Origin of the sequence: Methanoculleus frigidifontis (assembly GCF_030464345.1) — an archaeon.
GTDB classification, from domain to species: Archaea; Halobacteriota; Methanomicrobia; order Methanomicrobiales; family Methanoculleaceae; genus Methanoculleus_A; species Methanoculleus_A frigidifontis.
Genome location: NZ_VCYH01000007.1, coordinates 14,316 through 38,901 on the forward strand (window position 1 = coordinate 14,316; position 24,586 = coordinate 38,901).

At 59.8% G+C, this 24,586-nt stretch carries 25 protein-coding genes and 1 tRNA gene; 10 read left to right on the top strand and 16 right to left on the bottom strand.

Annotation, left to right across the window (positions count from 1 at the left end):
* The first annotated feature begins 32 nt into the window (after nucleotides 1-32).
* The 3 genes from FGU65_RS10770 to FGU65_RS10780 all read left to right on the top strand — a co-directional run bounded on the left by FGU65_RS10770 (nucleotide 33) and on the right by FGU65_RS10780 (nucleotide 1,853).
* Entirely contained in the window at nucleotides 33-209 is a 177-nt protein-coding gene (locus FGU65_RS10770) for a CxxC-x17-CxxC domain-containing protein (protein ID WP_301664475.1), read from the top strand.
* A 40-nt stretch (nucleotides 210-249) separates the two neighbouring features.
* Complete coding sequence (locus FGU65_RS10775; protein WP_301664476.1) at nucleotides 250-426, top strand: CxxC-x17-CxxC domain-containing protein; 177 nt, start codon at nucleotides 250-252, stop codon at nucleotides 424-426.
* Between the two features lie 83 nt (nucleotides 427-509).
* Nucleotides 510-1,853 carry a deoxyribodipyrimidine photo-lyase gene (locus FGU65_RS10780; protein ID WP_301664477.1) on the top strand — a complete coding sequence of 448 codons (1,344 nt, stop codon included), beginning with the start codon at nucleotides 510-512 and terminating at the stop codon, nucleotides 1,851-1,853.
* Here FGU65_RS10780 and FGU65_RS10785 read toward each other — a convergent pair.
* Both FGU65_RS10785 and FGU65_RS10790 read right to left on the bottom strand, forming a co-directional pair.
* Nucleotides 1,843-2,625, bottom strand: a complete 783-nt coding sequence (locus tag FGU65_RS10785) for an ABC transporter permease (protein WP_301664478.1) — start codon at nucleotides 2,623-2,625, stop codon at nucleotides 1,843-1,845. The genes FGU65_RS10780 and FGU65_RS10785 overlap by 11 nt on opposite strands.
* 7 nt (nucleotides 2,626-2,632) lie before the next feature.
* A complete protein-coding gene (locus FGU65_RS10790; protein ID WP_301664479.1) occupies nucleotides 2,633-3,568 on the bottom strand; it encodes an ABC transporter ATP-binding protein in 936 nt (311 codons plus the stop codon).
* A gap of 487 nt (nucleotides 3,569-4,055) precedes the next feature.
* Between FGU65_RS10790 and FGU65_RS10795 the strand changes: the two genes are divergently transcribed.
* Entirely contained in the window at nucleotides 4,056-4,571 is a 516-nt protein-coding gene (locus FGU65_RS10795; RefSeq protein WP_301664480.1) for a PAS domain-containing protein, read from the top strand.
* A gap of 370 nt (nucleotides 4,572-4,941) precedes the next feature.
* On the opposite strand, the gene FGU65_RS10800 is transcribed toward FGU65_RS10795, so the two are convergent.
* Together FGU65_RS10800 and FGU65_RS10805 are read right to left on the bottom strand one after the other, a co-directional pair.
* The gene (locus FGU65_RS10800; protein ID WP_301664481.1) at nucleotides 4,942-5,430 is read right to left on the bottom strand and encodes a hypothetical protein; all 489 of its coding nucleotides are present in this window, start codon (nucleotides 5,428-5,430) and stop codon (nucleotides 4,942-4,944) included.
* A gap of 90 nt (nucleotides 5,431-5,520) precedes the next feature.
* Nucleotides 5,521-5,952 (bottom strand): DUF61 family protein, encoded by a 432-nt coding sequence (locus tag FGU65_RS10805; protein ID WP_301664482.1) that lies wholly within the window; start codon nucleotides 5,950-5,952, stop codon nucleotides 5,521-5,523.
* 136 nt (nucleotides 5,953-6,088) lie between these two features.
* Here FGU65_RS10805 and FGU65_RS10810 point away from each other — a divergent pair, with 136 nt between their 5' ends.
* From FGU65_RS10810 to preA, 3 genes are all read left to right on the top strand, one after another.
* Nucleotides 6,089-7,282, top strand: a complete 1,194-nt coding sequence (locus FGU65_RS10810) for a M24 family metallopeptidase (RefSeq protein ID WP_301664483.1) — start codon at nucleotides 6,089-6,091, stop codon at nucleotides 7,280-7,282.
* A 230-nt stretch (nucleotides 7,283-7,512) separates the two neighbouring features.
* Nucleotides 7,513-8,193, top strand: a complete 681-nt coding sequence (nudC, locus tag FGU65_RS10815) for an NAD(+) diphosphatase (protein WP_301664484.1) — start codon at nucleotides 7,513-7,515, stop codon at nucleotides 8,191-8,193.
* 45 nt (nucleotides 8,194-8,238) lie between these two features.
* Nucleotides 8,239-9,444, top strand: coding sequence for an NAD-dependent dihydropyrimidine dehydrogenase subunit PreA (gene preA, locus FGU65_RS10820; RefSeq protein WP_301664485.1), 1,206 nt, complete (start codon nucleotides 8,239-8,241; stop codon nucleotides 9,442-9,444).
* 419 nt (nucleotides 9,445-9,863) lie between these two features.
* On the opposite strand, the gene FGU65_RS10825 is transcribed toward preA, so the two are convergent.
* The 5 genes from FGU65_RS10825 to FGU65_RS10845 all read right to left on the bottom strand — a co-directional run bounded on the left by FGU65_RS10825 (nucleotide 9,864) and on the right by FGU65_RS10845 (nucleotide 14,329).
* Nucleotides 9,864-9,937 (bottom strand) — tRNA-Val (locus FGU65_RS10825).
* A gap of 139 nt (nucleotides 9,938-10,076) precedes the next feature.
* Nucleotides 10,077-11,024, bottom strand: coding sequence for a methenyltetrahydromethanopterin cyclohydrolase (gene mch, locus FGU65_RS10830; RefSeq protein WP_301664486.1), 948 nt, complete (start codon nucleotides 11,022-11,024; stop codon nucleotides 10,077-10,079).
* Nucleotides 11,025-11,198: 174 nt separating this feature from the next.
* Entirely contained in the window at nucleotides 11,199-12,323 is a 1,125-nt protein-coding gene (locus tag FGU65_RS10835; protein ID WP_301664487.1) for an ORC1-type DNA replication protein, read from the bottom strand.
* Nucleotides 12,324-12,397: 74 nt separating this feature from the next.
* Nucleotides 12,398-13,000, bottom strand: coding sequence for a hypothetical protein (locus FGU65_RS10840; RefSeq protein WP_301664488.1), 603 nt, complete (start codon nucleotides 12,998-13,000; stop codon nucleotides 12,398-12,400).
* 117 nt (nucleotides 13,001-13,117) lie between these two features.
* On the bottom strand, nucleotides 13,118-14,329 hold the full coding sequence (locus FGU65_RS10845; protein ID WP_301664489.1) for a hypothetical protein: 1,212 nt from the start codon (nucleotides 14,327-14,329) through the stop codon (nucleotides 13,118-13,120).
* Nucleotides 14,330-14,750: 421 nt separating this feature from the next.
* Here FGU65_RS10845 and FGU65_RS10850 point away from each other — a divergent pair, with 421 nt between their 5' ends.
* Nucleotides 14,751-15,401 carry a hypothetical protein gene (locus FGU65_RS10850; protein ID WP_301664490.1) on the top strand — a complete coding sequence of 217 codons (651 nt, stop codon included), beginning with the start codon at nucleotides 14,751-14,753 and terminating at the stop codon, nucleotides 15,399-15,401.
* Between the two features lie 450 nt (nucleotides 15,402-15,851).
* Here the strand turns inward: FGU65_RS10850 and FGU65_RS10855 are convergent, their stop codons facing one another.
* From FGU65_RS10855 to FGU65_RS10885, 7 genes are read right to left on the bottom strand one after another with little or no spacing between them, the layout of a single operon-like run.
* The gene (locus FGU65_RS10855) at nucleotides 15,852-16,694 is read right to left on the bottom strand and encodes a DUF7982 domain-containing protein (protein WP_301664491.1); all 843 of its coding nucleotides are present in this window, start codon (nucleotides 16,692-16,694) and stop codon (nucleotides 15,852-15,854) included.
* Nucleotides 16,694-17,152 (bottom strand): hypothetical protein, encoded by a 459-nt coding sequence (locus FGU65_RS10860; RefSeq protein WP_301664492.1) that lies wholly within the window; start codon nucleotides 17,150-17,152, stop codon nucleotides 16,694-16,696. The genes FGU65_RS10855 and FGU65_RS10860 overlap by 1 nt, the downstream gene beginning before the upstream one ends.
* A complete protein-coding gene (locus FGU65_RS10865; protein WP_301664493.1) occupies nucleotides 17,152-18,450 on the bottom strand; it encodes a DUF58 domain-containing protein in 1,299 nt (432 codons plus the stop codon). Before FGU65_RS10865 ends, FGU65_RS10860 begins: the two co-directional genes overlap by 1 nt.
* A 3-nt stretch (nucleotides 18,451-18,453) precedes the next feature.
* The gene (locus FGU65_RS10870) at nucleotides 18,454-19,428 is read right to left on the bottom strand and encodes an AAA family ATPase (RefSeq protein ID WP_301664494.1); all 975 of its coding nucleotides are present in this window, start codon (nucleotides 19,426-19,428) and stop codon (nucleotides 18,454-18,456) included.
* A complete protein-coding gene (locus FGU65_RS10875) occupies nucleotides 19,421-20,314 on the bottom strand; it encodes a DUF4350 domain-containing protein (protein ID WP_301664495.1) in 894 nt (297 codons plus the stop codon). The genes FGU65_RS10870 and FGU65_RS10875 overlap by 8 nt, the downstream gene beginning before the upstream one ends.
* The gene (locus FGU65_RS10880; RefSeq protein WP_301664496.1) at nucleotides 20,307-22,055 is read right to left on the bottom strand and encodes a DUF4129 domain-containing protein; all 1,749 of its coding nucleotides are present in this window, start codon (nucleotides 22,053-22,055) and stop codon (nucleotides 20,307-20,309) included. Before FGU65_RS10880 ends, FGU65_RS10875 begins: the two co-directional genes overlap by 8 nt.
* A complete protein-coding gene (locus FGU65_RS10885) occupies nucleotides 22,052-22,318 on the bottom strand; it encodes a DUF8044 family membrane protein (RefSeq protein ID WP_301664497.1) in 267 nt (88 codons plus the stop codon). The genes FGU65_RS10880 and FGU65_RS10885 overlap by 4 nt, the downstream gene beginning before the upstream one ends.
* Nucleotides 22,319-22,957: 639 nt before the next feature.
* On the opposite strand from FGU65_RS10885, the gene FGU65_RS10890 reads away from it, so the two are divergent.
* Entirely contained in the window at nucleotides 22,958-23,365 is a 408-nt protein-coding gene (locus tag FGU65_RS10890; RefSeq protein WP_301664498.1) for a glycosyltransferase, read from the top strand.
* The gene (locus FGU65_RS10895) at nucleotides 23,362-24,459 is read left to right on the top strand and encodes a glycosyltransferase family 2 protein (protein ID WP_301664499.1); all 1,098 of its coding nucleotides are present in this window, start codon (nucleotides 23,362-23,364) and stop codon (nucleotides 24,457-24,459) included. The genes FGU65_RS10890 and FGU65_RS10895 overlap by 4 nt, the downstream gene beginning before the upstream one ends.
* Nucleotides 24,460-24,586: the final 127 nt, after the last annotated feature.

Genomic DNA, 24,586 nt, shown 5'->3' on the forward strand with positions numbered 1-24,586 from the left:
TGAGTAAAACCATCCAAAGTGAGTAAATTAAAATGGATAACAGATATCAGAGCCGGGGTCCCCGGTCGTACGATGACCGTCCCCGCGAGTTCCACAAAGCAACCTGCGCCGACTGCGGCGTCGAGTGTGAAGTTCCCTTCAAGCCGACCGAAGGCCGCCCCGTCTACTGCCGGGACTGTCTCCCCAAGCACAGAAAACCGAGGTTCTAAGTCCTCTGCTGATTAATCAGTCTATACGAGAGTGAATTAGATGGATAACAGATATCCGAGCCGGGGTCCCCGGTCGTATGATGACCGTCCCCGCGAGTTTCATAAAACAGTCTGCTCCGACTGCGGCGTCGAGTGCGAAGTCCCCTTCAAGCCGACCGAAGGCCGTCCCGTCTACTGCCGGGACTGTCTCCCCAAGCACAGAAAACCCAGATTCTAATTTTTTTTTAAGCGCTGCATCCGTTCCTGGTAACCCGCAATCAGCGCCTTTTATCGCTTTCCACGCTATACTCTCCGTCCGGCATGATACAGGAAGAGCGGATCAGCTCGCTCAACCGGCACTCCACGCCTCCTGACGGAGAGTATGTTCTTTACTGGATGCAGGCATCACAGCGGGCGGACTGGAACCACGCACTGGAGTATGCGGTCGAGCGTGCCAATGCACTTCGAAGACCACTGGTTGTCTTCTTTGGCCTGACCTGGTCGTACCCCGAGGCGAACGGGCGTCACTACCGTTTCATGCTTGAAGGGCTGCAGGAGACAGAGGAGCGCCTCAAAGAACGCGGCATCGGGATGGTCGTCCGCACCGGCCAGCCTGATGAGGGAGTGATCGACCTTGCCGGTGCAGCATCGCTCGTTGTCGCCGATGCTGGATACCTCCGCGTCCAGAAAGCCTGGCGATCACGTATCGCAGACGAGGTCTCCTGCCCCGCCGTCCAGGTTGAGAGCAACGTGGTCGTCCCGGTCGCGGTTGCGTCCGGCAAGGAGGAATGGTCGGCAGCCACCTTCAGGCCGCGGATCTCGCGGGAGATTGAGCGTTTCCTTGTGCCGTTAAAACCCCGGAGACTCAAGGTTCTCTCTCCTGGGACGGACTTTGATTCGGCATCTCCCGGTTCCGTGGATCCTGCAGTCGACCGGAGCGTCGAACCGTCCGTCGGGTTCCGTGGCGGCAGTGCGGAGGCGCACCGGCGCCTGGCCGTCTTTCTGCACGAACGGCTTGACAGATATCCGGAGGAGCGAAACGATCCGGGCAACGATGTGCTGTCGGAGATGAGCCCGTACCTGCACTTCGGGCAGATCTCGCCGTTGGAGATCGCGCTTGCCGTGCGGGCGACAAACAGCCGCGGCGCTCCTGCATACCTCGAGGAGCTGATCGTCCGGAGGGAACTCGCCGTCAACTTTGTCCAGTACAATCCGCTGTACGACTCGTTTGCCGCTCTCCCTGACTGGGCGCAGGCAACACTCGCCGCCCATGCCGGCGATGCACGAGAGTATCTCTACTCGCGGCGTGATCTTGAGGAGGGACGGACGCATGACCCGTTCTGGAACGCTGCGCAGCTGGAGATGCGTGCTGCCGGCAAGATGCACGGCTACATGCGGATGTACTGGGGAAAGAAGATCCTTGAATGGACGGAGACGCCGGAGGAGGCCTATGCCCGTGCCCTGTATCTGAACAACCGCTACGAACTGGACGGAAGAGACCCGAGCGGATACGCGGGCGTTGCCTGGTGCTTCGGAAAACACGACCGTGCCTGGAAAGAGCGCCCGATATTCGGGAAAGTGCGCTATATGAGCGCTGCCGGTCTTGCACGGAAGTTTTCCATGGACGATTATGTTGCGCGCTCCCGCCGCCTCTTCAGACGATGAGCCTTCTTCGCATCAGGCGGAGCGCGATCACGAAGAATATCACCGTCACCACGCCGATCCAGACCAGGCTGAAGAGAACGAAGGGGGAGAAGGCCGTGAGCGTGATCGCCCGGTTGACGTTCACCACGTGTGTGAGCGGCAGAAATGCGATCGCGAAGTACTGAACCTGTTCCGGCAGGATATCGAGCGGGAAGAATGTCCCTGAGAAGAGAAACATCGGGGTGATGAAGAGGAACGACGGGTAGTTGAGCGCATCGATCCCCGGGGTTATGGCGGTGAAGCACATCCCGATGCAGGCGAAGAGCAGCCCTGCCGGCAGGGCGAAGGGGATCAGCAGGAACGATGTGGGCAGATCGACGACGCCGAATGCGATGAGTACCGGGAGCATGAGCGTGGCGTAGATGGTTCCCCGCGTCGCCCCCCAGAGAATTTCGCCGGCGATCACGTCCTCGATGGAGAGCGGCGCTGCGATGATTGCATCGAAGGTCTTCTGGTAGTACATCCGGACGAAGGATGAGTAGGTACACTCGAAGAAGGCGGAATACATGACCGAGATGGAGACGAGTGCAGGGGCGATATACTGCGGGTAGGGTATCCCGTCGATGGCCTCGACGAATGCTCCGAGGCCGTAGCCGAGGGCGAGGAGGTAGAGCAGCGGCTCCACGAAGGGCGGGATGAAGTTGACCCGGTAGGTCTTGATGAACGCATCCCAGTTCCTTCGCCAGACGTAGAGCGCACTTCCCGTGATCCGTGAAAGCCCGAGATCTACCATACCTTTGCTACTCCCGAAGCGTCCTCCCGGTCAGTTTCAGGAAGACGTCTTCAAGCGTCGCCGGGCGTGCCAACACTTTTTCGTGACTGCAGGACTCCATGAGCGCCCTGACCACATCATGGGGGCGGCCGGTGAAGACCTGCACCACATCGCCGACGGCATCGTAGGATGCTCCGATCGCATCAAGGCACGCCATCACCTGCGGTGTCGAGTCTGCTTCGACGATGTCGGTGCCTGCGTACTCACTGATAAGGCTGCCGGGGCTCCCCTCCACCAGGATCTTTCCGTGATCCATGATGACGAGGCGGTCGCAGAGCCTCGCCGCCTCGTCAAGGTAGTGTGTGGTCATCACCTGGGTGTTCCCCTGCGCCTGGATCTCTTTGAGTTTCTCCCAGATCAGGTGGCGTGCCTGCGGGTCGAGGCCGATCGTCGGTTCGTCCAGGATAAGGAGCTCCGGGTCGTTGACGAGCGCCCGTGCGATGATCAGGCGGCGTTTCATTCCTCCCGAGAGCTTGTCGATCAGCACGTCGCTCTTCTCACGGAGCTGCATGAAGTCGAGGAGTTCCTCTGCGCGCTCTTCGGCGGTCTTTCGCGGGATACCGAAATAGCGTGCGTAGATCGTCAGGTTCTGATATGCGGTGAAGTCGGGGTCGAGGTTGTTCTCCTGCGGGACGACCCCGAGATGCTGCTTGATCTGCCGTGGGCGGGTGCTCACGTCCATGCCGAAGACGCGGAGAGTCCCTGCGGTCTTTGGGGAGACGCACTGGATCATCTTCATGGTCGTGGTCTTCCCTGCACCGTTTGGCCCAAGAAAGCCGAATATTTCTCCCTCCCTGACCGCGAAATCGATGCGGTCGACGGCCACGACGTCGTCGAACCGTTTCTCGAGGCTCTCCGCCACAATGACGTCGCTGATGCTATCCCTCCGTAAATGCGAATACACGCTCTCCCTCTACAACACTCTTTCGATCGATGCATGGTACTTCCAAGGCCAGCACGAGTCTTTGCCACCTGCACTGCATCACTCCTCGCCAAGCAACCAGTGAAAGCCCATTCTGCTCTCCCGGCCGCTTCACGCTGTCGGTTGTGAGACGGTGAAGCGCGCTGCGATCGTCGTGCCCCGGTTCCCATCAATCGCCGTTCTGAATGGCTTTTTGGCCGGATATCTTCTATTTGGCTGGAATATGGCAAACAGAATCCAGAAATCCCTGCTCCAGGAGGCATAACCTATTTCAGGGAGAACTGGCCACTGCCCGGCTACCTCAACCCTGGTTGGGAATTTGGTATGGTGTCATTTGCTCTAAAACGCATTTTAATGCCTCTAATTGACAATTTGCGTGTTTTTAGGGCGTTCTCCTCTACCCCTCCGACCACAGTGTTATTATATCAATAGTGTCCAGCTTCCGGTATACACCGGAGGTGGCAAGGTAATGATAATGGTCGTCGGGAGCTTTCTGGTATCGCAGACGATGGGAGATGAGTTAGTGCAGCGGCAGCTGCGACGGCAGGTGCTGCACGCGCTTGAACGTCTTCCCATTCCGGTCATAACGATGGACCGGGAACTGAAGCTGACGTATCTGAACCGGGCAGGCGCCGATCTCTTCCAGGTTAGGCAGGAGACCGTGCAGGGGAGGGCATGCACCGATGTGTACCCGGCATCGATGATCGATGAGACCTGCCGGTTGTGTCGGGATGCGCTTGATCACGATGCGGCTCGTGCCGGCCGGGTGACGTTCGAAGGCCGGGTGTACTGCTCGATTGCAGCCCCGCTAAAAGAGGATGACGGGACGACGACGGGTGTCGTGTACATGCTCTGGGGGGCCGATTCCGGGAAAGAATCGGTTTTAGCCGCAGAGGCGGGCAGCATGGAAGCGTATCTCACACCCAGACCGAGTCCAGACGGTTCCGGGCACTGGGTTCCGGTCTTCATTCCCGAGCCTCACTGAAGATCGTATCTTTTTTGGCAGACTGGCGGTCTCGCCGGAGAGCATAGGGGGGCAGGCCGAGAACAATAGATGCCCGGCACGGTACGCCGGAGAGGCCGCATCTGATCGAATCGCTATTTTCTCCAGTGGAAGCAAAGGGGTTCTATTGTAGGTATACAGAGGCGAATAGTATTTCTATACGCTCTATACTCTTACAAGCAGTCTATTGGTTTTTGGATCCTGTGGGAAACGGCTAAAAGCCATCGTGCGATCCGGGAACTGTCCGCAACCCGTCTGTTATATGGGGCTTCCTCCTGTCCATGCAGGGGAAAGGGGCGCTCCGGACACCTGCTCCTCGCTTCCTTTCCGCCGAGCGTTTGTATTTTGCAGATCAGGATTCTATAACGAGTTGCAGGTGCTGCGTCCTGACGGTGCCGCCGCCAACTGCGGTGATAGTGGCATCGACGGTTGTCCCGGAGACAAGTGGCGGGAGGTTCGGGATGACGATCTCGCGGGTGACTGCACCGTACGGCGGCGATATCGTTCCGAGGTTCGATGAACGGCTGATGGCGCCGTTCAGTGCCGTGGCCGAAACCGCAAGGTACACCGGCTCCCGGAATCCGTCCTCCGGCTGAACGCTCACCCGGTAGAGGATGGTCTCTCCCGGACGCGCCGTCACCGTCCGGGGTGAGATCGTCAGTGAGAAAGACCCTTGTGTCCGGCTCTGCGGCATAATGTCTCCTTCATTCCCATCCTGCCCGGAATACTCGGCATCAGGCGTGGGTTTCTGGATACTCCCGCCGCCGTACGCCAGTGCAATGACCACGAGGACGAGAACGACGATGCCCGCCAGCGCCGTCTTTGCTGCTGCCTCTGCCATGGCATACCCCCTCATGCCGCCCGGTGCCGGGGACAATCGGGTGCCTTTGTGCCGCTACCGTATTCATGGTTTCGGGCACCGTCTCCGCCGCTACCGCATCACCGCCTGGATGACCGTCGGGTACCTGTTTATAAGATCGTAGACTATGGGTTTTGCAACCCAGAGCCTTCCTTCCCGCATTCTGCGGAGATGGCTGATCGCCCCGAGGTGCCGGAGCGCCTCTGCGGCCGCTTCGTCGGCGAAGAACCCGCTGTCCGTGACGGTCATGTCGAAGTAGACGATGATCGGGAGTTTAAGCCTGCGGTGCAGTTCCTGCGGCAGGCGTTCGCCGAGATCGGCGATGACGGACGCATCGAAGCGGTATTCCTCTCCGCCTTTGGTCGTCGAAGACGGCGTATCCTCCTCAAGGAGGCGGCGGAGTGTCTTCCGTTCGGCGACGATGCCGGCATTGATCTTGCCGATCTCAAGCCGCATCCACCGCATGAGGACGGCTTCGTCGCCCGGTCGTGGCCGTTCTGTCATGGTGCGGGTTCTCCGTTTCCGGGTGGTTCTCCGGTATGCTGTGATGCGGCCATATATATTATTCTCCCCCACCCCCCGGCGACCCTGGCTGCCCGGCTCAGAAATGGTATAAACTCCCGGCCCGCACACGTAGTGTATGCAGGGAAAAGTTCCTCGCCTGGAACTGACGGGGCGCCTGGATCGCTTCCGGGCCGGGATGGATGCGGAGCAGCCCGGGTGGGAGCTTGCGGCTCTCTTCGGCAAGGTCAACCTCTTCTATTTCACCGGCACAATGCAGGACGGGGTGTTGCTGATACCGAGGAGCGACGAGGCCGTCTTCTGGGTGCGCCGGAGTTACGAGCGGGCGCTTGATGAATCCCTCTTCCCGGAGATCCGGCCGATGCGGAGTTACCGGGACGCGGCAGCAGCTTCCGGGCGCTGTCCGGATGCCGTGCACCTGGAGACGGAACTTCTGCCGCTTGCGCATCTCCGGCGGTTCCAGAAACACTTTCCCTTCACCGAGGCCGGATCCCTCGACAGGACGGTTGCGCGCGTCCGGGAAGTGAAGAGCGCATACGAGCTCTCGCTCATGGAGCAGGCAGGGCGGATTCACCGGCGGGTGCTTGAGGAGCGTGCACCCGCCCTGCTGCGCGAGGGGATGACCGAACTTGCGTTCGTGACGGAACTCTACACCGTCCTCATCGAGGAGGGGCATCACGGTATTGTACGCTTCGGCATGTTCGATACGGAGATCGCCGTCGGGCAGATCGGGTTCGGCGAGAGTTCGATCTACCCGACGGCGTTCGACGGGCCGGGCGGGAACTATGGGATGAGCCCCGCGGTACCGCTCCTCGGGAGCCGGGAGAGACTACTGAAGGCCGGCGACCTGGTCTTTGCCGATATCGGGTGCGGGGTTGCCGGGTACCATACCGACAAGACGATGACCTACATGTTCGGCAGATCAATCCCGGACGAAGCGATCGAGCAGCATGAGGTCTGCGTTGCTATCCAGGATGAGATGGCGTCGCTCCTCCGTCCGGGGATCGCCCCTTCGGAGATATACGATACGATCATCGAGGGGCAAAGTCCGGAGTTTCTCAAGGGCTTTATGGGCTTTGGAGATCGGCAGGTGAAGTTCCTCGGCCACGGGGTTGGCCTGCTCGTCGACGAGACGCCCGTCATTGCGAGGGGTTTTGACGAACCGCTTCTGGAAGGGATGACCATCGCGCTTGAACCGAAGAAAGGGATCGCAGGCGTCGGAATGGTGGGCATCGAGAACACCTTCCTGGTGACGCCCGGGGGCGGGCGGTGCATCACCGGCGACCACCGCGGCCTGATGCCGGTCTGGTGAGACGCCGGGCGCGGCAGAAGCATATTTCCCCGGCGGAGGATGCCATGTATCCCGACACATACGTTCACACCGGAACTTTCTCTGCAGATACGCTTACGGCCCGGTACCCGGAGCCGGTTTTTCCGCCGGATGGAGAAGCCCTCTTCGTGCCGGTCCGGGGATCGGGAATCTGCGTCGTGAGGGGAGCATGTCCGCAGGCCTTTCTGCAGACAGTTCCTGCCGGGTGCCGGGTGGAACGGACGGTGTACCTCGGTCATCGCGGCAGCGCGCCCTGTTATGCGGTGGCAATAGCGGCAGAGAGCCCCCTGCCGGAGGGTATGGACGCCTGCGGCGTGCGCGATCTCTACGGCAGGATTCCGGAGGATGACCTTGCCGTTGCCGCCCTTGCGGTTCGGATCGTCGACTACGATCGGACGACGCAGTACTGCGGGCAGTGCGGTGCGAAGATGCGGCCGCTCATGACCGAGCGGGCGAAATTCTGCCCTGCATGCAACCGGACCGTCTATCCCCGGCTGTCGCCCGCCGTCATCGTCCTCGTGAGTGACGGCGAGCGGGTGCTCCTTGCTCGTTCGCCCCGGTTCCCGCCCGGCATGTACAGCGTCATCGCCGGGTTCGTCGAGCCGGGCGAGAACCTCGAGCACGCCGTCCGCCGCGAAGTCAGAGAAGAAGTCGGGGTATCCATACAAAACATCCGCTACTTCGGCAGCGAGCCCTGGCCGTTTCCAGATTCGCTGATGATCGGCTTTACTGCCGAATATGCGGGCGGCGATCTCGTCGTCGATACGAGCGAGATTGAGGCTGCGGAATGGTTCGACCGCGAGACCCTCCCTCCATTGCCGTCCACGATGAGCATCTCCCGGGCACTCCTCGACCGGTGGCTGGACGGGGAGGGCAGATGCCTCCGGCAATAACATCCATATGGTTGTCCGGCGCAGGTTATGTCCGGAAAAAACCATATGGCCGCACCTGAATTTCCCCTTGAAACGACCGTCGGATCGCTCGCGCTCACAAACCCGTTCCTGCTTGCCTCCGGCCCGCCGACCGCTTCCGGCGAACAGATCCGGCACGCATTCCGGCTCGGCTGGGCGGGTGCGGTCACCAAGACCATCGTCCCGGATACGATGGAGATTCTGGATGTCTCGCCCCGTTTTGCGGCCTGGAAAGACGAGCATTCAGGGCTTCTCGGCTTTGAGAATATCGAGCTTTTGAGCAGGAAGGATGAATCCTACTGGGCGGCGGAGATTGCTGCCATCAGGAAAGAGCACCCGGATCGGGTTCTGATTGCGAGCATCATGGCCTCGCCCGATCCTGCTGAGTGGCAGGAACTTGCCTGCACCGTGCAGGATGCGGGGGCGGATGCGATCGAGCTGAACGTCTCCTGTCCCCACGGTATGCCGGAACGGGGGGTCGGTGCGGCCATCGGGCAGCACGCCGATCTCGTCGGCGAGGTGACCCGTGCCGTGCGGCAGGTTGCAGCGGTCCCCCTGATCGTCAAGCTCACGCCCAACGTGACGGATATTCTGCCCGTCGCCCATGCTGCGGTGGACGGCGGCGCCGATATCCTTTCAGCCATCAACACAGTCCAGTGTCTCATGGGCATCGACCTTGAGACGCTTGAACCCCAGCCCGCGGTTGCCGGATCCAGCACGTACGGCGGGTATTCGGGCCCTGCGGTGAAACCCATCGGGCTCCGGATGATCGCACAGATCGCGCGGGAACTTTCGATCCCGCTGATGGGTATCGGCGGGATCTCCCGCTGGCAGGATGCTGCCGAGTACATAGCGGCCGGGGCATCGGTTGTCCAGGTCTGCACCGCAGTGATGTGGGAAGGGGCAGGTATCGTCCGCGAGATGGACGCCGGGCTGTCGGGGTATCTTGCACAGAAGTACTTTCCGGATGTCGGGGCGCTCAGGGGGCGTGCCCTTTCCCGCATCGGGACGCACGCATCGCTTTCCCGAAGCGCACATCGCCGTGCGGCTATTGGCTATCCGGAACGATGTACATCCTGCGGCCGCTGTGTGACGGCCTGCCGTGACGGAGGCTACCATGCCATCTCGATAGCGGACCGGCGTGCCGCGATCGATCTGGACCGGTGTGACGGGTGCAGCCTCTGCTCCCATGTCTGTCCCGAAGGCGCGATCGTCATGCTGCCGGGTTTGTGAACGGGACGTTCCCTGTGGAGATCCCGACACACGGTGGCGGTTTGACCAATGTCTCCGGTAACCATTACCGGTAGCGGAACCGTTTTTCCGGTATGGTCATGCAGAGGCTCGGCACCTCCAAAGTGCAGAAGAAGTGCTCGAAAAAGAACTTCGTCTATCCGTTCGTCCGTTTTCCGCGGGCGTGCTCCGGGATCATCGGGGAAACGGTGACGATCATGGAGACAGAGGTCCTGGGCAGACGGGCATTTTTAGTGATTGTTGATGGCGATGAGGTTGGGCAACCGGTTGAACAACCCGAACCTGCATTCGTGCAACATGATCGTGCATCTCTGATGCAACGCTGTGAAGGAATCCTCGATGAAATCCACTCTGTGCTAACGAATAGACCGCTCACAGTGATGAAAAAAAGTTCGTATCGATGGGCCTGTCCGGATTCGAACCGGAGATCTTCGCCGTGTAAGGGCGACGTCATGACCAGCTAGACCACAAGCCCGATCAGCCTTAAAACGTGGACGGTTGTCGTATTAAATCTGTTGTTGTCTTCCTGCCATGCTGCCCTTCCGGATATGATCGCTACGGCTACGCCTGGCACCGCTGTCCGGGATCTACGGCGACGTTCCCGAAAAAAAGTGTTAGAGGAAGCCGAACGACTTCAGGGTAACCTCGGGGTTGACCGCGCCGACATGGTAGACCGCACCTTCGGTGAGTTCGTTGATGACGACTTCTGCAGGGGAGAAGAGCGAGGTGTCGATCTGGTAGAAGTCGAAGTTCGCTTCCTTGAAGATCTCGTAGAATGGTTTTCCGTATCCCTTGGACTTGTTTGAGGGAATCCTGTCCAGATAGTCCTTGATCTCGGGGGCGTTCATCGTCAGATAGATGCTGCCGTGGTAGATGGTCGCATCGTTGGTGCTGCCCATCGCCTTCGTGCCGTCCTTCTTGACGGGAGCTATCGGAGCGTGGCCGATACCTGCGCTGATCTTCTTGGTGTCGAACCCGAGCTCGTTGAGTTTGTAAACCGCAGTCTCGACGCAGCGTCCGGCGACCTGAATGGAGCCGACGATCGAGGCGGTGGGGGCGACGACGGCGCAGGTGTTCGCCACGTCGACGTTGCAGGCCTCGGCAATCTTCTCCATCACGCCGGCGTTCGGGAGGTGATCGGACTCAAGGGCGATGACCGCGTAGTCGAACTCGTCCTCGTACTCGATGACCTCATAGGTGTGCTTGGGCTTGAGCGAGAGTGCCCGTGCCGGGCCGCTGCCCATGGCGAAGTACTTATTGACGTTGACCGTCCATCCGGCCTTCTGTGCGCCGAGGCAGGCGATCGACGGGAAGTCGGTGCTGACCTCGACGAACGGGATCGGGTGCTCCCCGATCCTGCCCATGGTAATGTCGACCTCGCCCAGGCCGCCCATACAGATCTCGGTGAACCGCTTGCCGGCCAGATAGCCGCCGGGGGTGCTGACACCGCAGTCGACGATACGTGCCCCGTTGTCGAGTTCGTGATAGACCGCGTTATATTCTTCAGCATATTCTGCAAGTTCCTCGAATATGTCCAGTGCAAGTTCGTTTACGCTGAGCATGTGGAAAACCTCATTAGAATACAAGAGATTGCAGAGCAGATAAGAGTTATGAAATAAAGTTATCGGCAGGCTTTGGAAAAATCTTCTTTCTGGTTCCAGTCAGCCGATCTGCACGGCAGGAGATGCAGTGCTGTGCCGGAAGGTAGCAGGCCGCCCGCAGGGCCGATCTGCTCGTTACCGGAGGTGTTCCAGGACGCGTTCTGGATCGTAGCGGAGGCTGATCAGCCGGGTCCTCCCCCGCCCCTGGCGGTAGTGGAGGTTTAAGAGCCGCATCGCATCGAACTTCGTGACGATCTCGTAGAACTTCGTATAGCCGATCCGCATCGTCTCCTGTGCGTGGCGGAAGACCTCGCCTGCGGTCATCTCTTTCTCTTCCCGGGAGATCTCGGCGATTGCTCCCAGGAGCTGCTTCTCTTCACTCTTCAGCGTCCGCAGGGAGTAGGCAAGGTGGAGATACTTCGAGACCTCGTATGCCTCGCAGACATCCTCCCTGTCGACCGTCCTGCGGGCATCCCTCTCTGCGTTCAGGGCAGCACGCTTGATCAGGTCGATTCCGACCCGGAGATCGCCGCTCCGCATCGTCTGGTCGACGATGAGATCCAGCATATCGGATGCGAGCACGCCGGGGTAGAGACCCTGCATGACCCGCTCCTCAAGGATGGTATGCACTTCTTCGCTGCTGTAGGGCGGGAAGTAGATCTCGGTTGGCTGGAATACCGACGCCACCCGTGGGTCAACCGCGGTGCGGAGATCGACGCTCATATCGCTGATGATGGCGATCACACCGATGCGGGTGCCGGGATAGGCCTCGTGCGACCGGAGCAGTGCATAGAGAACGCGGTTGATCTCGTTTTCGTAGAGAAGATAGTTCGCATCGTCGAGTGCGACGACGAGCACCTGCTCCTCCTTCTGCAGGATGCGGCCGATCGCATCGAAGACCTGCTTGAACGAAGTGCCCGACGCCGGCGGCAGGTGGCCGGAGAGCCGCTTGTAGATCTGGGAGAAGATGGCGAATTTGGTGTTGTCTATCTGGCAGTTGATGTAGACCGGCACCAGTTTCCGGGTGGCGTCCTCGATCTCGGCAAAGACCTTTTTGACGCTGGTCGTCTTCCCGGTTCCCGGAAGGCCGCGGCAGATGGTGTTCAGCGGCCGGGCGCCCCGCAGTCCCGGACGCATCTGGAAGGCAAGTTCCTGCAGCTGGACCTCGCGGTGGTTGAACTGCTCCGGGACGTAGTCGATCTCAAAGACCTCCGGGTCGCGAAAGAGCGTCTCGTCCCACATGAGCAGGTTCTTCTTCATTACTACATCCTCTCTACGGGATTATATATAACCTCCAGCGTTTTATCCTGCATTGCAGATGCAGGGCGCGCGCGTTACTGCTGCTCCATGCACTTTTTGCAGAGGGTTCTGCTCGTGAAGAGCTGGGCGAGTTTTGCCTGCGACTTCGCCACCGGTGCTCCACATACTTCACAGACGGCCTCGGCTTCTTCTGCAGGTGGTTTGCTCTCCGGGGCGGTAGGTTCTTTCGCCGGTTCGGGCGCCGGAGCCGCTTCTTTCTTCTGTTCCGGCGGTTTTGGGTGCACCGGCGGGTGGGGCTGCTTCGGGGCAGGCGGGATCGCCTCCTGGATCACCCCGGTCGGGCACTCTTCCGGTGTCTGCGGGGCGCTCTTCTCACCTTCTGCCGCAGCCTCTGCTACGATCGGTTTCTGCTCCTGCTTCGGAGCCGGCGGCGGGGCAGCCTCCCCCATCTTCGAGATGTCGATCCCGGTCGCGAGGACGCGGCGCCGGTATGCGTCGATGCGATCTGCGGTTGCCGCATCGCCGCGCCCGAGGCGTGCGAGCATCCCGTCGAGGAAGGCGATCAGGTCGTCGGCATCCTGCTGGCTTTCCACTTTCCCCTCTACCTCGAGGCGGAGGTTTTCGTAATTTTCGAGGTTGATGGTTATGCCGATGGTGACTTCCTTCTTATCTGACATATTTTCCCATAAATATTGTATTCCCTTATATACAATTCCTCCGCACGGCTCTGGTTCTGTGTCCGAACCGCTCTCCGGGTGCATCCACGGCCGTGATGGCCGGGCCTTGAGTGCACGTCAATACCGGCGTCTGAGATATGCCAGCAGCAGAACAAACCCCGTGAGAATTGCGGCTGCTGTATACCATGCGTATCCGGGTGGGAGATGTGTGGTCGGTGCCGGGGTGACAGGCGCGGGAGGTTGCGCCAGGGTGGCCGTCGGTGCCGCGTTCATCTCCTGTTCCAGGGTCATCAGGCCATACGTCCCGGCGGCGTCGATCATGCCTGCTATAGTGTTGCCGTCGATTCTGCTCTGTGTCATCCGCCATGCGTCATCCTCGTACCGGGCGATGAAGAGATTGTACTGCGAGAGATTCTCGAGTACCGTGCCGGGCAGCTCGATGGTCAGCGTAGCCGCGGGGGAGAAGCCCGTCTCCGGCGGGATGATGGTGTAGCCGGTGCCGATCGCAACCCAGTCTTCGGGAGCGTTCGTGATCTCGGTCTCGACAATCGCGAGATTCTCGTCCGTCACTCCGGTGAGAGAGACCCTGCCGTCCGGTGAGGTGATGGTCAAATGCTTCCCCCCTTCCTGCCCGCTGCTCTCCGAGGAGATCCCGGGTGATTGCCACGATGAATTGTCTGCAGTATTCCCGGATGACCGGCTTGTTGGCTGCGCACCGTCTGGTGCGGTTTCGTTGACGACGGCGACACGCGATCGCATCTGCTCGACCCCGTCGACCAGAACAGTGACCGTGACCTCTCCTGCCCCGATACCTCCGATAATAAACGAGATCCGGCCGTCGTCTGCGCCCTGCTTGGTGCCGGCGAGCTGCAGCTTGGCTGTCACCGCTTCGGCAGTATCCGCCGCCTCTCCCTCGAGTTTCAGGTGCTCGTAGGTGCCTTCCGGAATATCCAGCGCCTCTTCAGCAGAAAAGCGCCCATCCGGGTCGGCATCGCCGGCGATGCTGACTGATGTGGTTCCCATACTGGCAGCTAGGCCTGTCCAGGCGGTATTTTCAGTGCTTGCAGAAATTGTTCCGGAATTGAGAGATATTGGCAGAACAAGGCTGTTCGCTTCAAACGAAAAGGCCTCTCCCGGTTCAACCTCGAATCTGCTGCCAATCTGGAGCGTGAAGACTGCGTTGTCCGGCAGATCGGAAAACTCGATGGCGATGGTATCGCCCGCAGCAGCCTGCGGCGGCGGTGGTGTGATGGAGAGCGCCGTACCGGGAGAGGCGCACCCCAAGGTGGCAATGAGGGCGATAAGCGCCAGAGAAATGAGTTGTCGCATGCAGCGTCAATATGGTTTTGCTTATATAATCCTTTATGTATACAAATGCGATACCTGGTGCGCGTACGTGCTTGGCGTTACTGCGAGAAGATGATTGCGGTGAGTCCCTCACCTGGTTGGCATGGGGCACGAACGCCGGGTCATCTTCGTATTGTCGTCTGCTGCCTGTTGACAGCCCCGGAAGGTGCAGTATCTCCCGGCGCTGCGGCCGATGGTCTGAGATGAGCATTCTCTTTTCAGGGAATGAACACTTCAGCGCCCCCAAGGATGAGGGCAAAATTCATAATGTTCTCTTGTCATTCTCCTTGGAAAAGCGAAGATTAGATATACGGGCGAGTGGGCAGAGTTTGTATTCTGGCTAATAAAAATTTATATAAAAATCTTTATATAGTTCTTACTTTATTGAGGTGCGTCCGTATCAATGGAGGTACGTACAATGAGATGGATAGTTTATGCCTTTGGTTTCGCCCTTGTGGCTGCGACACTGCTTGTTGCGGGTGCAGGGGCGTGCCAGGCAACGGATGCCACTTGCACCATCAATCCCGGCGACACCATTTATGTGGAGGATCTGCCGGAGATCGAAGAGGGCATGCCGTTTAGGATGGAGATTGAGAATGCAGTCGCAGTATGCGAAAATGGCCGTTTTGAGATATCTCTGGAAAACTTCACGACGCCGTCCCCCATGGAGGATATGACCATTCAGCTGGAGGCGGACGAAGCTTCGACAATCGGCCTTCAGGTCACGAAGGATGGTATGGTACGGGACCTCACCAGGGAAGGAAATGAGATCGAGATTACTTCGTTTGACTGCCCGGGAGGAGAGACCGATTCCATGACATTCTATGGAACCTGCTGCCAGTCCGATTCCGAGGTGGTGATTGACCTGATAATGGAGGGCACTGTCGGGTCGCTCAGCGGAACGAGCCCTGATGAGTTTTCGTTTGAGATCTATGGGATTACTGACGGGCTCACCGATGTTTCTGTGGAGCTGGGCGATACCGCATGGACCGGGGAGGTCACGGTAACATCCGACGCGACAGGAGACGGTGAATGCCGGCTGACCCTCGCGTAACCGTGGAGGGTTTCCGGCTGTGATGAGCGTGATCATCTACTAACTCAATAAAGGTATCTGGGGGGGTGGCAAGACAATAAAGGGGCTAACAGAATGTGGTATCTATTCAGGATTCAGTAAAAACCATCATATACAGGGCAGATGCGGATACTATCGGATCTGAAGTCAAAAAACGGCTTTACCTCCATCAAGCATGACCCCCGGTGCAGAACGCCCTCAACCAATTGTTTCAATAATTGCTTCACTTTAAAATTTATTGCAGATCGATTCTCTTCGCGATTGGATTATATACTGCCTGTTTTTCTGCTGCTATCCGATCGTAACAATACGTCGACCATGGCGGGTCATGCCGGAGGCGCTCACAGTCTTCAGCAGTGCTGCTGGTGTCCGGCAGAGCGCTGCCCATCCCTGGCGATGTTGTTTCCTTCTTCGACCAGCGTGAGCAGCCGGCTACCCCTTCTCCTGCTGCTCTTCCTCCATGTCGGCAGCACTATTGCTTGTTTCCATCTTATCCTGTGCCTTTTCATGATATAGGATCAGCCGCATGGACTGACGTTTCGGATCGATCTGCGTCTGCGTAATGGTGCAGGCTCTGCCCGATCCTTTCGCGAGCATGCAGGCGATGAGGCTGCAGACCGGGCAGCCGATCATGGTGCAACATTTCGGGGACGCACTCCTGACGGCAATACACCCGGGGATGAGCCGGAATCCCGAGAGGGTGATGCTCACGGTATCTCCCGTTCGATCGATCTCCACCTGTTCTGCGATCTCCAGGGTGTCCTCGCAGACCTCCCTGATTGCGGTGAAGAGACCGTCGTCATTGGACGGCAGGGCAAGGGCGTTCTTCTCTTCCAGCCACCGGAGCAGCGGTTCGGCAGTCGGGGTGATCCGAACCCCGTCTGCCTCTGTGCCGACGATAAAGGAACTGTCGTCTGCCGGGAGGGGGACCGCGCCGGCAGCCGCCGGAATGACCTGGGTGACGCAGTGCCTGCCTTCGTCGGGGGGGAGGTACCGGGCATCCTCGCGAAGGCCGAGGTCGGCGCAGATCGTGGCAATAGTGATAGTGCCCTGGGTGGGCAGGAGGGAGAAGAGATGTGGGTCGAGCGGCTCTCCCTTTGTGAGGGTGAGGACGAAGACGGCTGCGATGAAGCTGACGGCACCGGTGAGTATCAGGGTGGCGCTCGTCATATCTCCGCGGCCGGTGATCAGTGCAAGTCCAATGCTTCCTGCCGATGCGGCGAACAGGATGAGGGAAGCGATATAGGGATTATTATACTGCAATCGTTCTGCCATTATAGCCCTCCTGCCAATCGTTTCTGCTGTCGGTATTCGACGATAGCGACAACGAGGACGACTCCTCCGAAGACGGCACCCATGACCGGAAGCGTTGCGAGGGGATTTGTGCCTGCCTGCAGGATCGCGACGAACCCGATGCTCGCAACGGCAAAGGCGGCGAAGAGGCCGATGCTCTGCCGCCCTGCAAGGAGGTGCAGTTCTCTGAGCAGCAATCCGAGGAGCAGCAGCTGCAGGGCGAGGGGGAATCCCTCCGTCCCTGTCGACAGGGCAACAACCTCGCCGATCCCGAGCAGCACGACGGGCCGGCCAGCCCGGTCTCCTGTGAGAAGATATGCAGCCAGAAATGCCGCGAGCAGACCTGCTGTTATCGCGCCTTGGACCGTCATTACCAGCCCTGTGGCGGCGAGGGCCACAAACCCGAGAGCGAGGAGATGTGCTCCCGCATCACCCCGCATTACGGTGCCTCCTTCCGGGGTCTGTGTCCGCGTGGAGTGTGCCGGTATCGACGCATCCGGCTCTCTGGTGTCCAGAGGGAGAGATGCCTCCCCTGCAGAGCCGCTTCTCGTGCGACGCAATCGATATGGCTTGTATCCCCGTTCCGGCATGTGTAGAGGTAGACGTTGTCTGACCCCGCCTCACCGAGCGCACGCCGGATCTGTGCCTCAAAGGGAGTCCGGGCGATCCCTTCCGGAAACGTACGGTAGAGTCTGTGCATGGCCTGCCGGTACGTGCTGGATTCTGCCTGCGGGTTCTGCTGCAGCCGTTCAAGTCGCCTGGCGGCTGCCCGCAGGGATGAGCGGTTCTGCATGCGGTAGAGATGGGTGTGGCGTGCGACCGGGTGCAGGACGGCAGGGAGCGTCGTCGCCTGATGCAGGACTTCGGGAGGAGTGAAGGAGCGTATGACGTTCGCACCGGAGATGAGCGTCAGCCAGCACCCCCCCGCGCTGCGGACTGCTCCCTCCACCGCACCTCCCACCGCCGCCGAAAAAGCCCCAAAGGCGGCTGAACCTTCCGATACCTCCAGGTCCGGGAGGTCCGCGATGATACACGGCATGCTGCCTCTCTGTCCGCTCATCTCCCGTGCAAAGAGGCGATCGTGCTTTGCGGCCATCTTCCAGTCGATGTCGCGGGGATCATCCCCTGCGCGGTAGGGGCGGAAAGAGCGGACGGTCTGGCCTTTCATGACCCGGAGATAGTCACTATCTTTCCGCCCCCCTTCCCTGCTGCCCCCCCCTTCGATCGCTGTGGCTGTTTGCGGGGGGATGACCTGGACATGCGGCTCCCTGCAGTCATCCCTGGTACACCGGATCTCCTGGCGGTAGAAGGGATCGGTGAGGGTGACCCAAAGTCCCCCGAACCGCGTTTCACCTGTGGCCATGAACCTGACAGGGTACCCGGCCGTCCAGCCGCCTGCGGGCGAGGGGGCGTACGTGGGTTCATCGCCGGAGGCGGCAAGGGCGGGGAGCAGATCGCGTATCGTGACCTTCATCTGATCCGGCGACCGTGCAGTGATCCGCGATTCGACCGCAATAGCGCCGCCCTGCCGGACAACCTGCCGGTCGGTCTCCCGCGTGACGGTGATGCCGGCCAGGAATCTGCGGCATCCTACGGTAAAGGTGAGTGCCCGGTACGCGAGGAAGAGCCCGATCGTCGCCGCTGCTATCATGGCCGGCAGATCGCTTAGGAAAAGGGCGAACGCTCCGAGGAAAAGGGCTACTATGGCAAACCCCTGGGCATTCTGTGTCGGCTGCACGGTTTATGGCACCTCGACCGTGCTGACGATGTCGTCGACCACCTCTCCGGCTGTTACCTGCTCGATCTCTGCCTCGGGTTCCAGGATGATCCTGTGCTGGAGCACCGGCAGGATGAGCGCCTTCACGTCGTCGGGGATGATATATGTCCGGTTCCTGAACGCGGCACGCACCTTTGCCCCGGTCAGCAGGGCGAGGGATCCGCGGGAGCTGGCTCCCAGCCGGACATTTTCATGCTCCCGCGAGGCGATGACCAGGTCTCTGATGTACTGCAGGACCGCTTCATCCGCATAGACTTCTCTGACGGCGGCATGCATCCGGAGGATCTCTGCGGTCGTAATGACAGGGGTGAGCTGGTCGCGATAGGCTGTCCAGTCGAGTTCGCCTGCCTGGCTCCGCCGGAGGATCTTAAGTTCGCTGTCGCCGTCCAGATGCCTGACAATCGTGCTGAGCATGAACCGGTCTTTCTGCGCCTCGACGAGCGGGAAGGTGCCCTCAAGCTCGTAGGGGTTCTGTGTGGCGATGGTGAAGAAGGGTTCGGCGAGCGGGTAGGTTACGCCGTCGATCGTCGTCTGGCCCTCGCCCATCGCTTCGAGGAATGCACTCTGCGTCCTGGGTGTGAGGCGGTTGATCTCGTCGATCACAAGAAAGTTCGAGAATATCGGTCCTTGGATCAGTGAGAATGTCTTTGTCTTCTGGTCATAGATCCGCAGACCGATGATGTCGGCGGGCTGTACGTCCACCGCGCATTGCACGCGCTTGAAATCGAAGCTGATGAGCCCGGCGAGGATCTTGCTGATAGTGGTCTTCGCCGTCCCGGGCACGCCCTCGATGAGGACGTTCCCGCCTGCAAAGATGCCGATCAGGATCGGTTCAAGATCTGCCGGATCGCCGACGATATACCTGTGGGTGTTCTCCTGGATCTGCCGGTACGCGGATGCAATCGATGCGATCCGCTCTTCAAGATTCTGTTCATGCATTGTCGCTCTCCTCCGTTTTCCGTCTGCCGAAGATGATGATCGCCGGCAGCACCACCAGCCCTGCGATCAGCACACGCCACGGCGATGATCGGACGGCACTGATGCCGTCGATTACGTCCCCCCCCGAGGCTGTCCGGCTCCGTGTCTGGTCGAGGAGGACTGACGGGTACGCTCCCGTCACCTGCCGGAGGAACCGGGCGTTGTCAACCTCTCCGTCGATGGCGAGCATTGCGTTGATGAAGATGCTCGGATCGGCAAGCACGATTATCTCGCCGCTGCCTGCGTTTTCACGGGAGCAGAGGGTGTAACCGCCCTGTGGTTCGCCCGGGTCGATCCTGCCGTTGCCGTTTTGGTCGATCCAGCTCAGCGGGGACGTCCGGATGAGCGCTGTCCCGCCGGTGACCGTCCCGGGGTGGTTGAACTGGAGCGCGGTGCAGTTCGTGAGGAGGGGATGGTCGCTGCACCGCCTGCCGGTGACCGCTCCGGGATCGGTGTAGGATCGTTCGGCGCCGGAGACGTTTCCGGGCACAAGTCTGATACTGCTTCCAAGCTCCCCGAGCAGCTGGTTGCCGCTGCCGTCATCGTCTGCAAGGAGAATGCTGTTCCCCTGCTCGAGGAACGCCCGGTACCGCTCAATCTCTGCCGGGGTGTAGGATCCCGCCGGGGCAATGATGACGAGCAGCGCATTCCGGTGTCCTTCAAGGCTGGCGGTCTCATGCACCTCGACGGCACCGCTCTTGATGAAGCGCTCGACGCACCCGGACGTCCCGTTCCACTGAATATTGTATCTGCTGTACTCCTCCGTCGTCGTGGTGAGGTGGGCCGAGACTGCGACGACCGCCAGCATGAGAACGCCTGCCACTATCCACATACGCCGGTTACTCATCACCACCACCCGCCGCGCAGGCCAGTATCATGATGAAGAGTTCCCCGAGCCGTTGCCGCTCCCCGGCGTCCGGAACCCTTCCGGCGTAGCAGACCCGCTCGTGCAGTTCGACGAACGCAGCCAGATCGGGGGCAAACTCCCTGGCATGGTAGTTCTTCAGAACTTCCCGCGGGGTCGCTGTCCGGAGGGCCGGAGCCTGCGTCACCGGCCCGAGCCGCTCGAGGAGGGCATGGTAGAGGAGCGCCACGCCCTCCCGCGGGTCGGCCGCCGAGAGCAGGGCATCTGCAACCGCCTGCAGGTCTTCGTCCGCGGGCATGCCCGTATCCTGCCTGCTCTCCGTCTCCGGCATCGCGCTCGTCTGGTGTCGCCAGGTGGTCTGCAGCGATTTTTCCGGATGCGGGACACTGTTCCTCGAGCGCCGGATATACCAGTTTCCACCGACGATCGACGTGATGCCGGCGAATGCGACTGCCAGAAGGGCTGCCGGCGATCCGAAACCAGGGATGAGGTTGATAGTGACAGGCTGGCTGCTCGACCCGTTCAGCGGGAAGCCCTCGCCCGAAAAGACTGCGGTGATGGTGTGGGTTCCGGAGGTGAGATTGATAGCATGCCGGTACCATCCGTCCGCTCCGGTTACGGTCTCTGTTCCGGTCCGTCCGTCGATGATAAACGAGACGGGTGCATCCGCCACCGGTTCCCCATCTGCCGTGAGAATTCTTCCTGTGCAGGAGGCACCCGCTGTCTCGATGCCGGAAGACGGCGTGACTGCGAGCGTGACGCTGGTGTCCTCTGGAAGAACCGCAAACTGTGCAACCCCGGAGAGTGCTGGCCCCACCCCTGCGTAGACAAAGTGCGTGCCGCTTGCGATCTCTCTGACGGGGAGGAGGTAGCGGTAGGCACCGGACGAATCGGCCAGTGCGGTGCCGGCTGGCCGGCTGTCGAGGATGATCTCCACGGAGGCGTTTCCTTCTCCGGAAGTGTTCGACACCGTCCCTGCAATCGCGAGAGTGTCGTTGTAGGTAACCCGGCCGGGAACGACACCGATCGAGATTGTCGCTCCTGGAAGGGTGCCTGCGGCAGCGGCTAAACTCTGCTGCCCTGCTGCGACTGCGGCCGGGAGCGCCTCCAGAGCCCCCAGGCTCTGCCGGTATTCCGTGGTGTTCAGGCCGTATGCCTCTCCGATGGCGGCGATCCGATCCTGTCTGCTTGTGACGGAGCTCACCCCTTCGGTGATCGTGCGGTTGAGCGCCTCCCCCTCATAGACGATGGAGCGTGTCCGGTTGGCATCCAGGCCGTGTTCGCGGATCTCGATCGAGCGTACCTCGTCAAAGCGTCCGGAATCATTGACAATCTCGTACAGGTCTCTGAGACACTGCTCGTTCTCCCGGGCGAATGTATCCGCATCGCTGCCTTCCAGGTCAAGGTCGACCACGACGTTCTGGAGGTGTTCGGCATGTTCGAGCGCTGCCCTGAGGTCCTCCTCTGCGCCGTCAAGGTCATGCGCTTTGATTCTGATGGTGATCTCTGCGGTATCCTGCAGGAGCCCGTCCATGAGCCCGAGAACCATGCCTGCGTCCGCCGGATCTGTGGCGGTCTCATACTGCAGATCCCGGTGGTAGAGTGTTTTGCTCTGGTTCTCCGCGCTGAAGAAGACCGGGGTGCTTGCAGCGTAGGTGAGCATCAGGATTGATGCGAGTGCGAGAACCGCAAGGACGAGGCTTGAAACGGAAGATCGCATCATTCTCCCAGGATCTCCAGCACCTTCAGGGCGACGATGTACCCGAAGAGGATGACGCCGACGGCGACGGCGTACCTGAGATATGACTGATACTCAGGCCGCGAGAAAGCCGGGGTGGCGAGTTCAACGATCACCAGGGTTCCGATGAGCCAGAGGACAAAGAAGATCTCACCACTCAGGTACTGGTTCAGGATCATAGCTCCGACTACCAGAAAGAGCCAGACGGTGAGCACGAGGAGAGCGGCGTACTTTCTGCCAAGCCCCATTCGCGGGATTTTATTTTTAATTTTATATATAAATGTATCGGGGTGGGCTGGCATGCCGGGAAACTGAAGACTAATGGTGATCCCCGTCAAAGATGTGTACCATGTCCGGGTCCGACCCGGCAGGCGCATGCGGCAGATGATGACAGTTACCCCCACTGACATCCGGATGATGATGCAGGGGCCTGATGCCGCACTGTTTGTGCTCGCCGTTGATGCTGGCCGGATCCGTTTTGCTCTTCTCCCTCGCTGCAGAGCGCCGGGCAGCAGCCGTCTCTTTCCAACGGCACCCGTCGATGGTCGGGCGCGCTTCCAGAGTATGGAATGAACGGAACATGCCGGAAGATGCGTGCGTCGAAGGCCGCGAATTTGCCTGCTGCGTGTGCCGTGCAGGCCTGTTTCTCTTGTGCGGGGCAGGAGGGAGCCGGGTTACGCCTTCCCGGGACGATCCTCCGGGGAGTATTACAATAACGTTAGGCTTTGGGTCGGCCGGGGGGCATTTAAATTTTACTAGAAATATATTTATAGTAATATAATTATTGAGGGTCATCTCAGCCAGTATCCCCTTGGGCATCAATAGGAAAAACCGGAGCTCACCACACTGCCACGCGGATATGAGCGGACGTAGGGGGAGGAGGGTCCATGCAATACGACAGTTCGTGTGCCTCTGCCACAACTGAAGCGGAGGGTGGTGAGTTTCGTGTCCGGGCAGCAGCACTGCCCGCTTCCCTGCCGGTCTACCGGTATGCGGGGAAGACTGCCGATCTGCCCCGGGATATCGGCACTTCTTCCGGTGAGGGTTTGTACCGGGATCATAGGATCGCTGTCGTCGTTCCCGCCTACAATGAGGAACCCCTCGTTGGAGAGACGCTCCGGACGATCCCGGAGTATGTGTCCCGTTTCTATGTCATCACCGACTGTTCAACGGATGGCACCGGCGACCGGATTGAGGTGCCTGTCCGAAGGGATCCCCGGATCGTTCACTTCCGCCATGACCGGAACAGCGGGGTCGGCGCCCGGATTTTGTTTACACTCCGGAGGCACGTATGAACGCAGCCAGGATCGCCGCTCAGGAAGCCGATTCATTGGTGATTGTCACACCGACGATCGCATCCTCACGATCTTCTCACAAACCCGGGAGGGTCGTTTCCGAAAGAAAGCGATCCTGTCGAACCCTCGTTGCCATGCCCGCCTATAACGAGGAGAAGTACATTGCAAAGACAATCGTCGGCGCCCGAACGTATGCCGACAGAGTTCTTGTCGTCGACGATGGCTCCACGGACGACACCGATGCCATCGCCCGGGCTCTGGGCGCTCTTGTCGTCCGCCACGAGACCAACAGAGGCTATGGCGGTGCTCTCCAGACGATCTTTGCTGCGGCACGTGCGTCAGGCGCCGAAGAGCTCGTCGTCATTGATTCCGACGGCCAGCATAACGCGGAGGACATCGGAAAGCTTCTCGCCGAGCTCCGGAAGGGCAACGACGTCGTCATTGGCTCCCGATTCCTCGACGGCAACGACGGCGGGATCCCCGCCTACCGGAAGGTCGGGATGAAGGTGCTTGATAAGGCCACCACGATGGCCGGCACCAGGCTTGCGGTCTCCGATTCCCAGAGCGGTTTTCGGGCATACGGGAAGAGGGCAATTGATGCCATCCATCTCAGTGGCGAGGGTATGTCTGCCGGCTCTGAGATCCTGATCCAGATCAGCGATCACCATCTGCAGGTTGCCGAGGTGCCGGTCAGGGTGCGCTACGATATCGAGGATACCTCCTCGCAGCATCCCGTGTCGCATGGAGTCGGAGTGCTGATAAACATTGTGAAGCTCGTCAGCTGCCGGAGGCCGCTGTTCTTCTTTGGGATCCCGGGATTCCTTCTGTTTGCATTTGGGGTAGGGTTGGAGATCTATGCATTCTCAGAGCATTACAGGATTAACCAGTTCCATTATATTCTGTTCACCGGAGGGATGTCCGCACTCGTACTTGGCCTTCTGCTCATTACCGCTGGGATGATTCTCTTCGCTCTCATTGAAGTACTAAGAGGTCAGGACACTCAGATGGCGCGTACTCCGACATCAATAACTGTGAAGGCTCCCCCGTCTTCAGTTCCAGCACCGCCAGAGGAGTCGGGAGATGAAATGCGATGAGCAAAAGGTACATGAATTTGAACGTGATTGCAATTGTTCCTTGAGACAAGGATCAAGAGATTCTCAAAATCTCTTTGATAATATACCGTCCAGCATTGAATTAATGACGTTCTAATTTCACCTTCCC

Bases quoted from the DNA above. Each gene is read 5' to 3' on its own strand.
- FGU65_RS10795 (WP_301664480.1), top strand. From the start codon at position 4,056: ATGATAATGGTCGTCGGGAGCTTTCTGGTATCGCAGACGATGGGAGAT.
- FGU65_RS10835 (WP_301664487.1), bottom strand. From the start codon at position 12,323: ATGAAGAAGAACCTGCTCATGTGGGACGAGACGCTCTTTCGCGACCCG.
- FGU65_RS10840 (WP_301664488.1), bottom strand. From the start codon at position 13,000: ATGTCAGATAAGAAGGAAGTCACCATCGGCATAACCATCAACCTCGAA.
- FGU65_RS10780 (WP_301664477.1), top strand. From the start codon at position 510: ATGATACAGGAAGAGCGGATCAGCTCGCTCAACCGGCACTCCACGCCT.
- FGU65_RS10895 (WP_301664499.1), top strand. From the start codon at position 23,362: ATGAACGCAGCCAGGATCGCCGCTCAGGAAGCCGATTCATTGGTGATT.
- FGU65_RS10880 (WP_301664496.1), bottom strand. From the start codon at position 22,055: ATGATGCGATCTTCCGTTTCAAGCCTCGTCCTTGCGGTTCTCGCACTC.
- FGU65_RS10800 (WP_301664481.1), bottom strand. From the start codon at position 5,430: ATGGCAGAGGCAGCAGCAAAGACGGCGCTGGCGGGCATCGTCGTTCTC.
- FGU65_RS10775 (WP_301664476.1), top strand. From the start codon at position 250: ATGGATAACAGATATCCGAGCCGGGGTCCCCGGTCGTATGATGACCGT.
- FGU65_RS10890 (WP_301664498.1), top strand. From the start codon at position 22,958: ATGCAATACGACAGTTCGTGTGCCTCTGCCACAACTGAAGCGGAGGGT.
- mch (WP_301664486.1), bottom strand. From the start codon at position 11,024: ATGCTCAGCGTAAACGAACTTGCACTGGACATATTCGAGGAACTTGCA.
- FGU65_RS10850 (WP_301664490.1), top strand. From the start codon at position 14,751: ATGGAGGTACGTACAATGAGATGGATAGTTTATGCCTTTGGTTTCGCC.
- FGU65_RS10845 (WP_301664489.1), bottom strand. From the start codon at position 14,329: ATGCGACAACTCATTTCTCTGGCGCTTATCGCCCTCATTGCCACCTTG.
- FGU65_RS10770 (WP_301664475.1), top strand. From the start codon at position 33: ATGGATAACAGATATCAGAGCCGGGGTCCCCGGTCGTACGATGACCGT.
- FGU65_RS10875 (WP_301664495.1), bottom strand. From the start codon at position 20,314: ATGAGTAACCGGCGTATGTGGATAGTGGCAGGCGTTCTCATGCTGGCG.
- FGU65_RS10785 (WP_301664478.1), bottom strand. From the start codon at position 2,625: ATGGTAGATCTCGGGCTTTCACGGATCACGGGAAGTGCGCTCTACGTC.
- FGU65_RS10870 (WP_301664494.1), bottom strand. From the start codon at position 19,428: ATGCATGAACAGAATCTTGAAGAGCGGATCGCATCGATTGCATCCGCG.
- preA (WP_301664485.1), top strand. From the start codon at position 8,239: ATGGCCGCACCTGAATTTCCCCTTGAAACGACCGTCGGATCGCTCGCG.
- FGU65_RS10805 (WP_301664482.1), bottom strand. From the start codon at position 5,952: ATGACAGAACGGCCACGACCGGGCGACGAAGCCGTCCTCATGCGGTGG.
- FGU65_RS10885 (WP_301664497.1), bottom strand. From the start codon at position 22,318: ATGGGGCTTGGCAGAAAGTACGCCGCTCTCCTCGTGCTCACCGTCTGG.
- FGU65_RS10810 (WP_301664483.1), top strand. From the start codon at position 6,089: ATGCAGGGAAAAGTTCCTCGCCTGGAACTGACGGGGCGCCTGGATCGC.
- FGU65_RS10860 (WP_301664492.1), bottom strand. From the start codon at position 17,152: ATGCGGGGTGATGCGGGAGCACATCTCCTCGCTCTCGGGTTTGTGGCC.
- FGU65_RS10855 (WP_301664491.1), bottom strand. From the start codon at position 16,694: ATGGCAGAACGATTGCAGTATAATAATCCCTATATCGCTTCCCTCATC.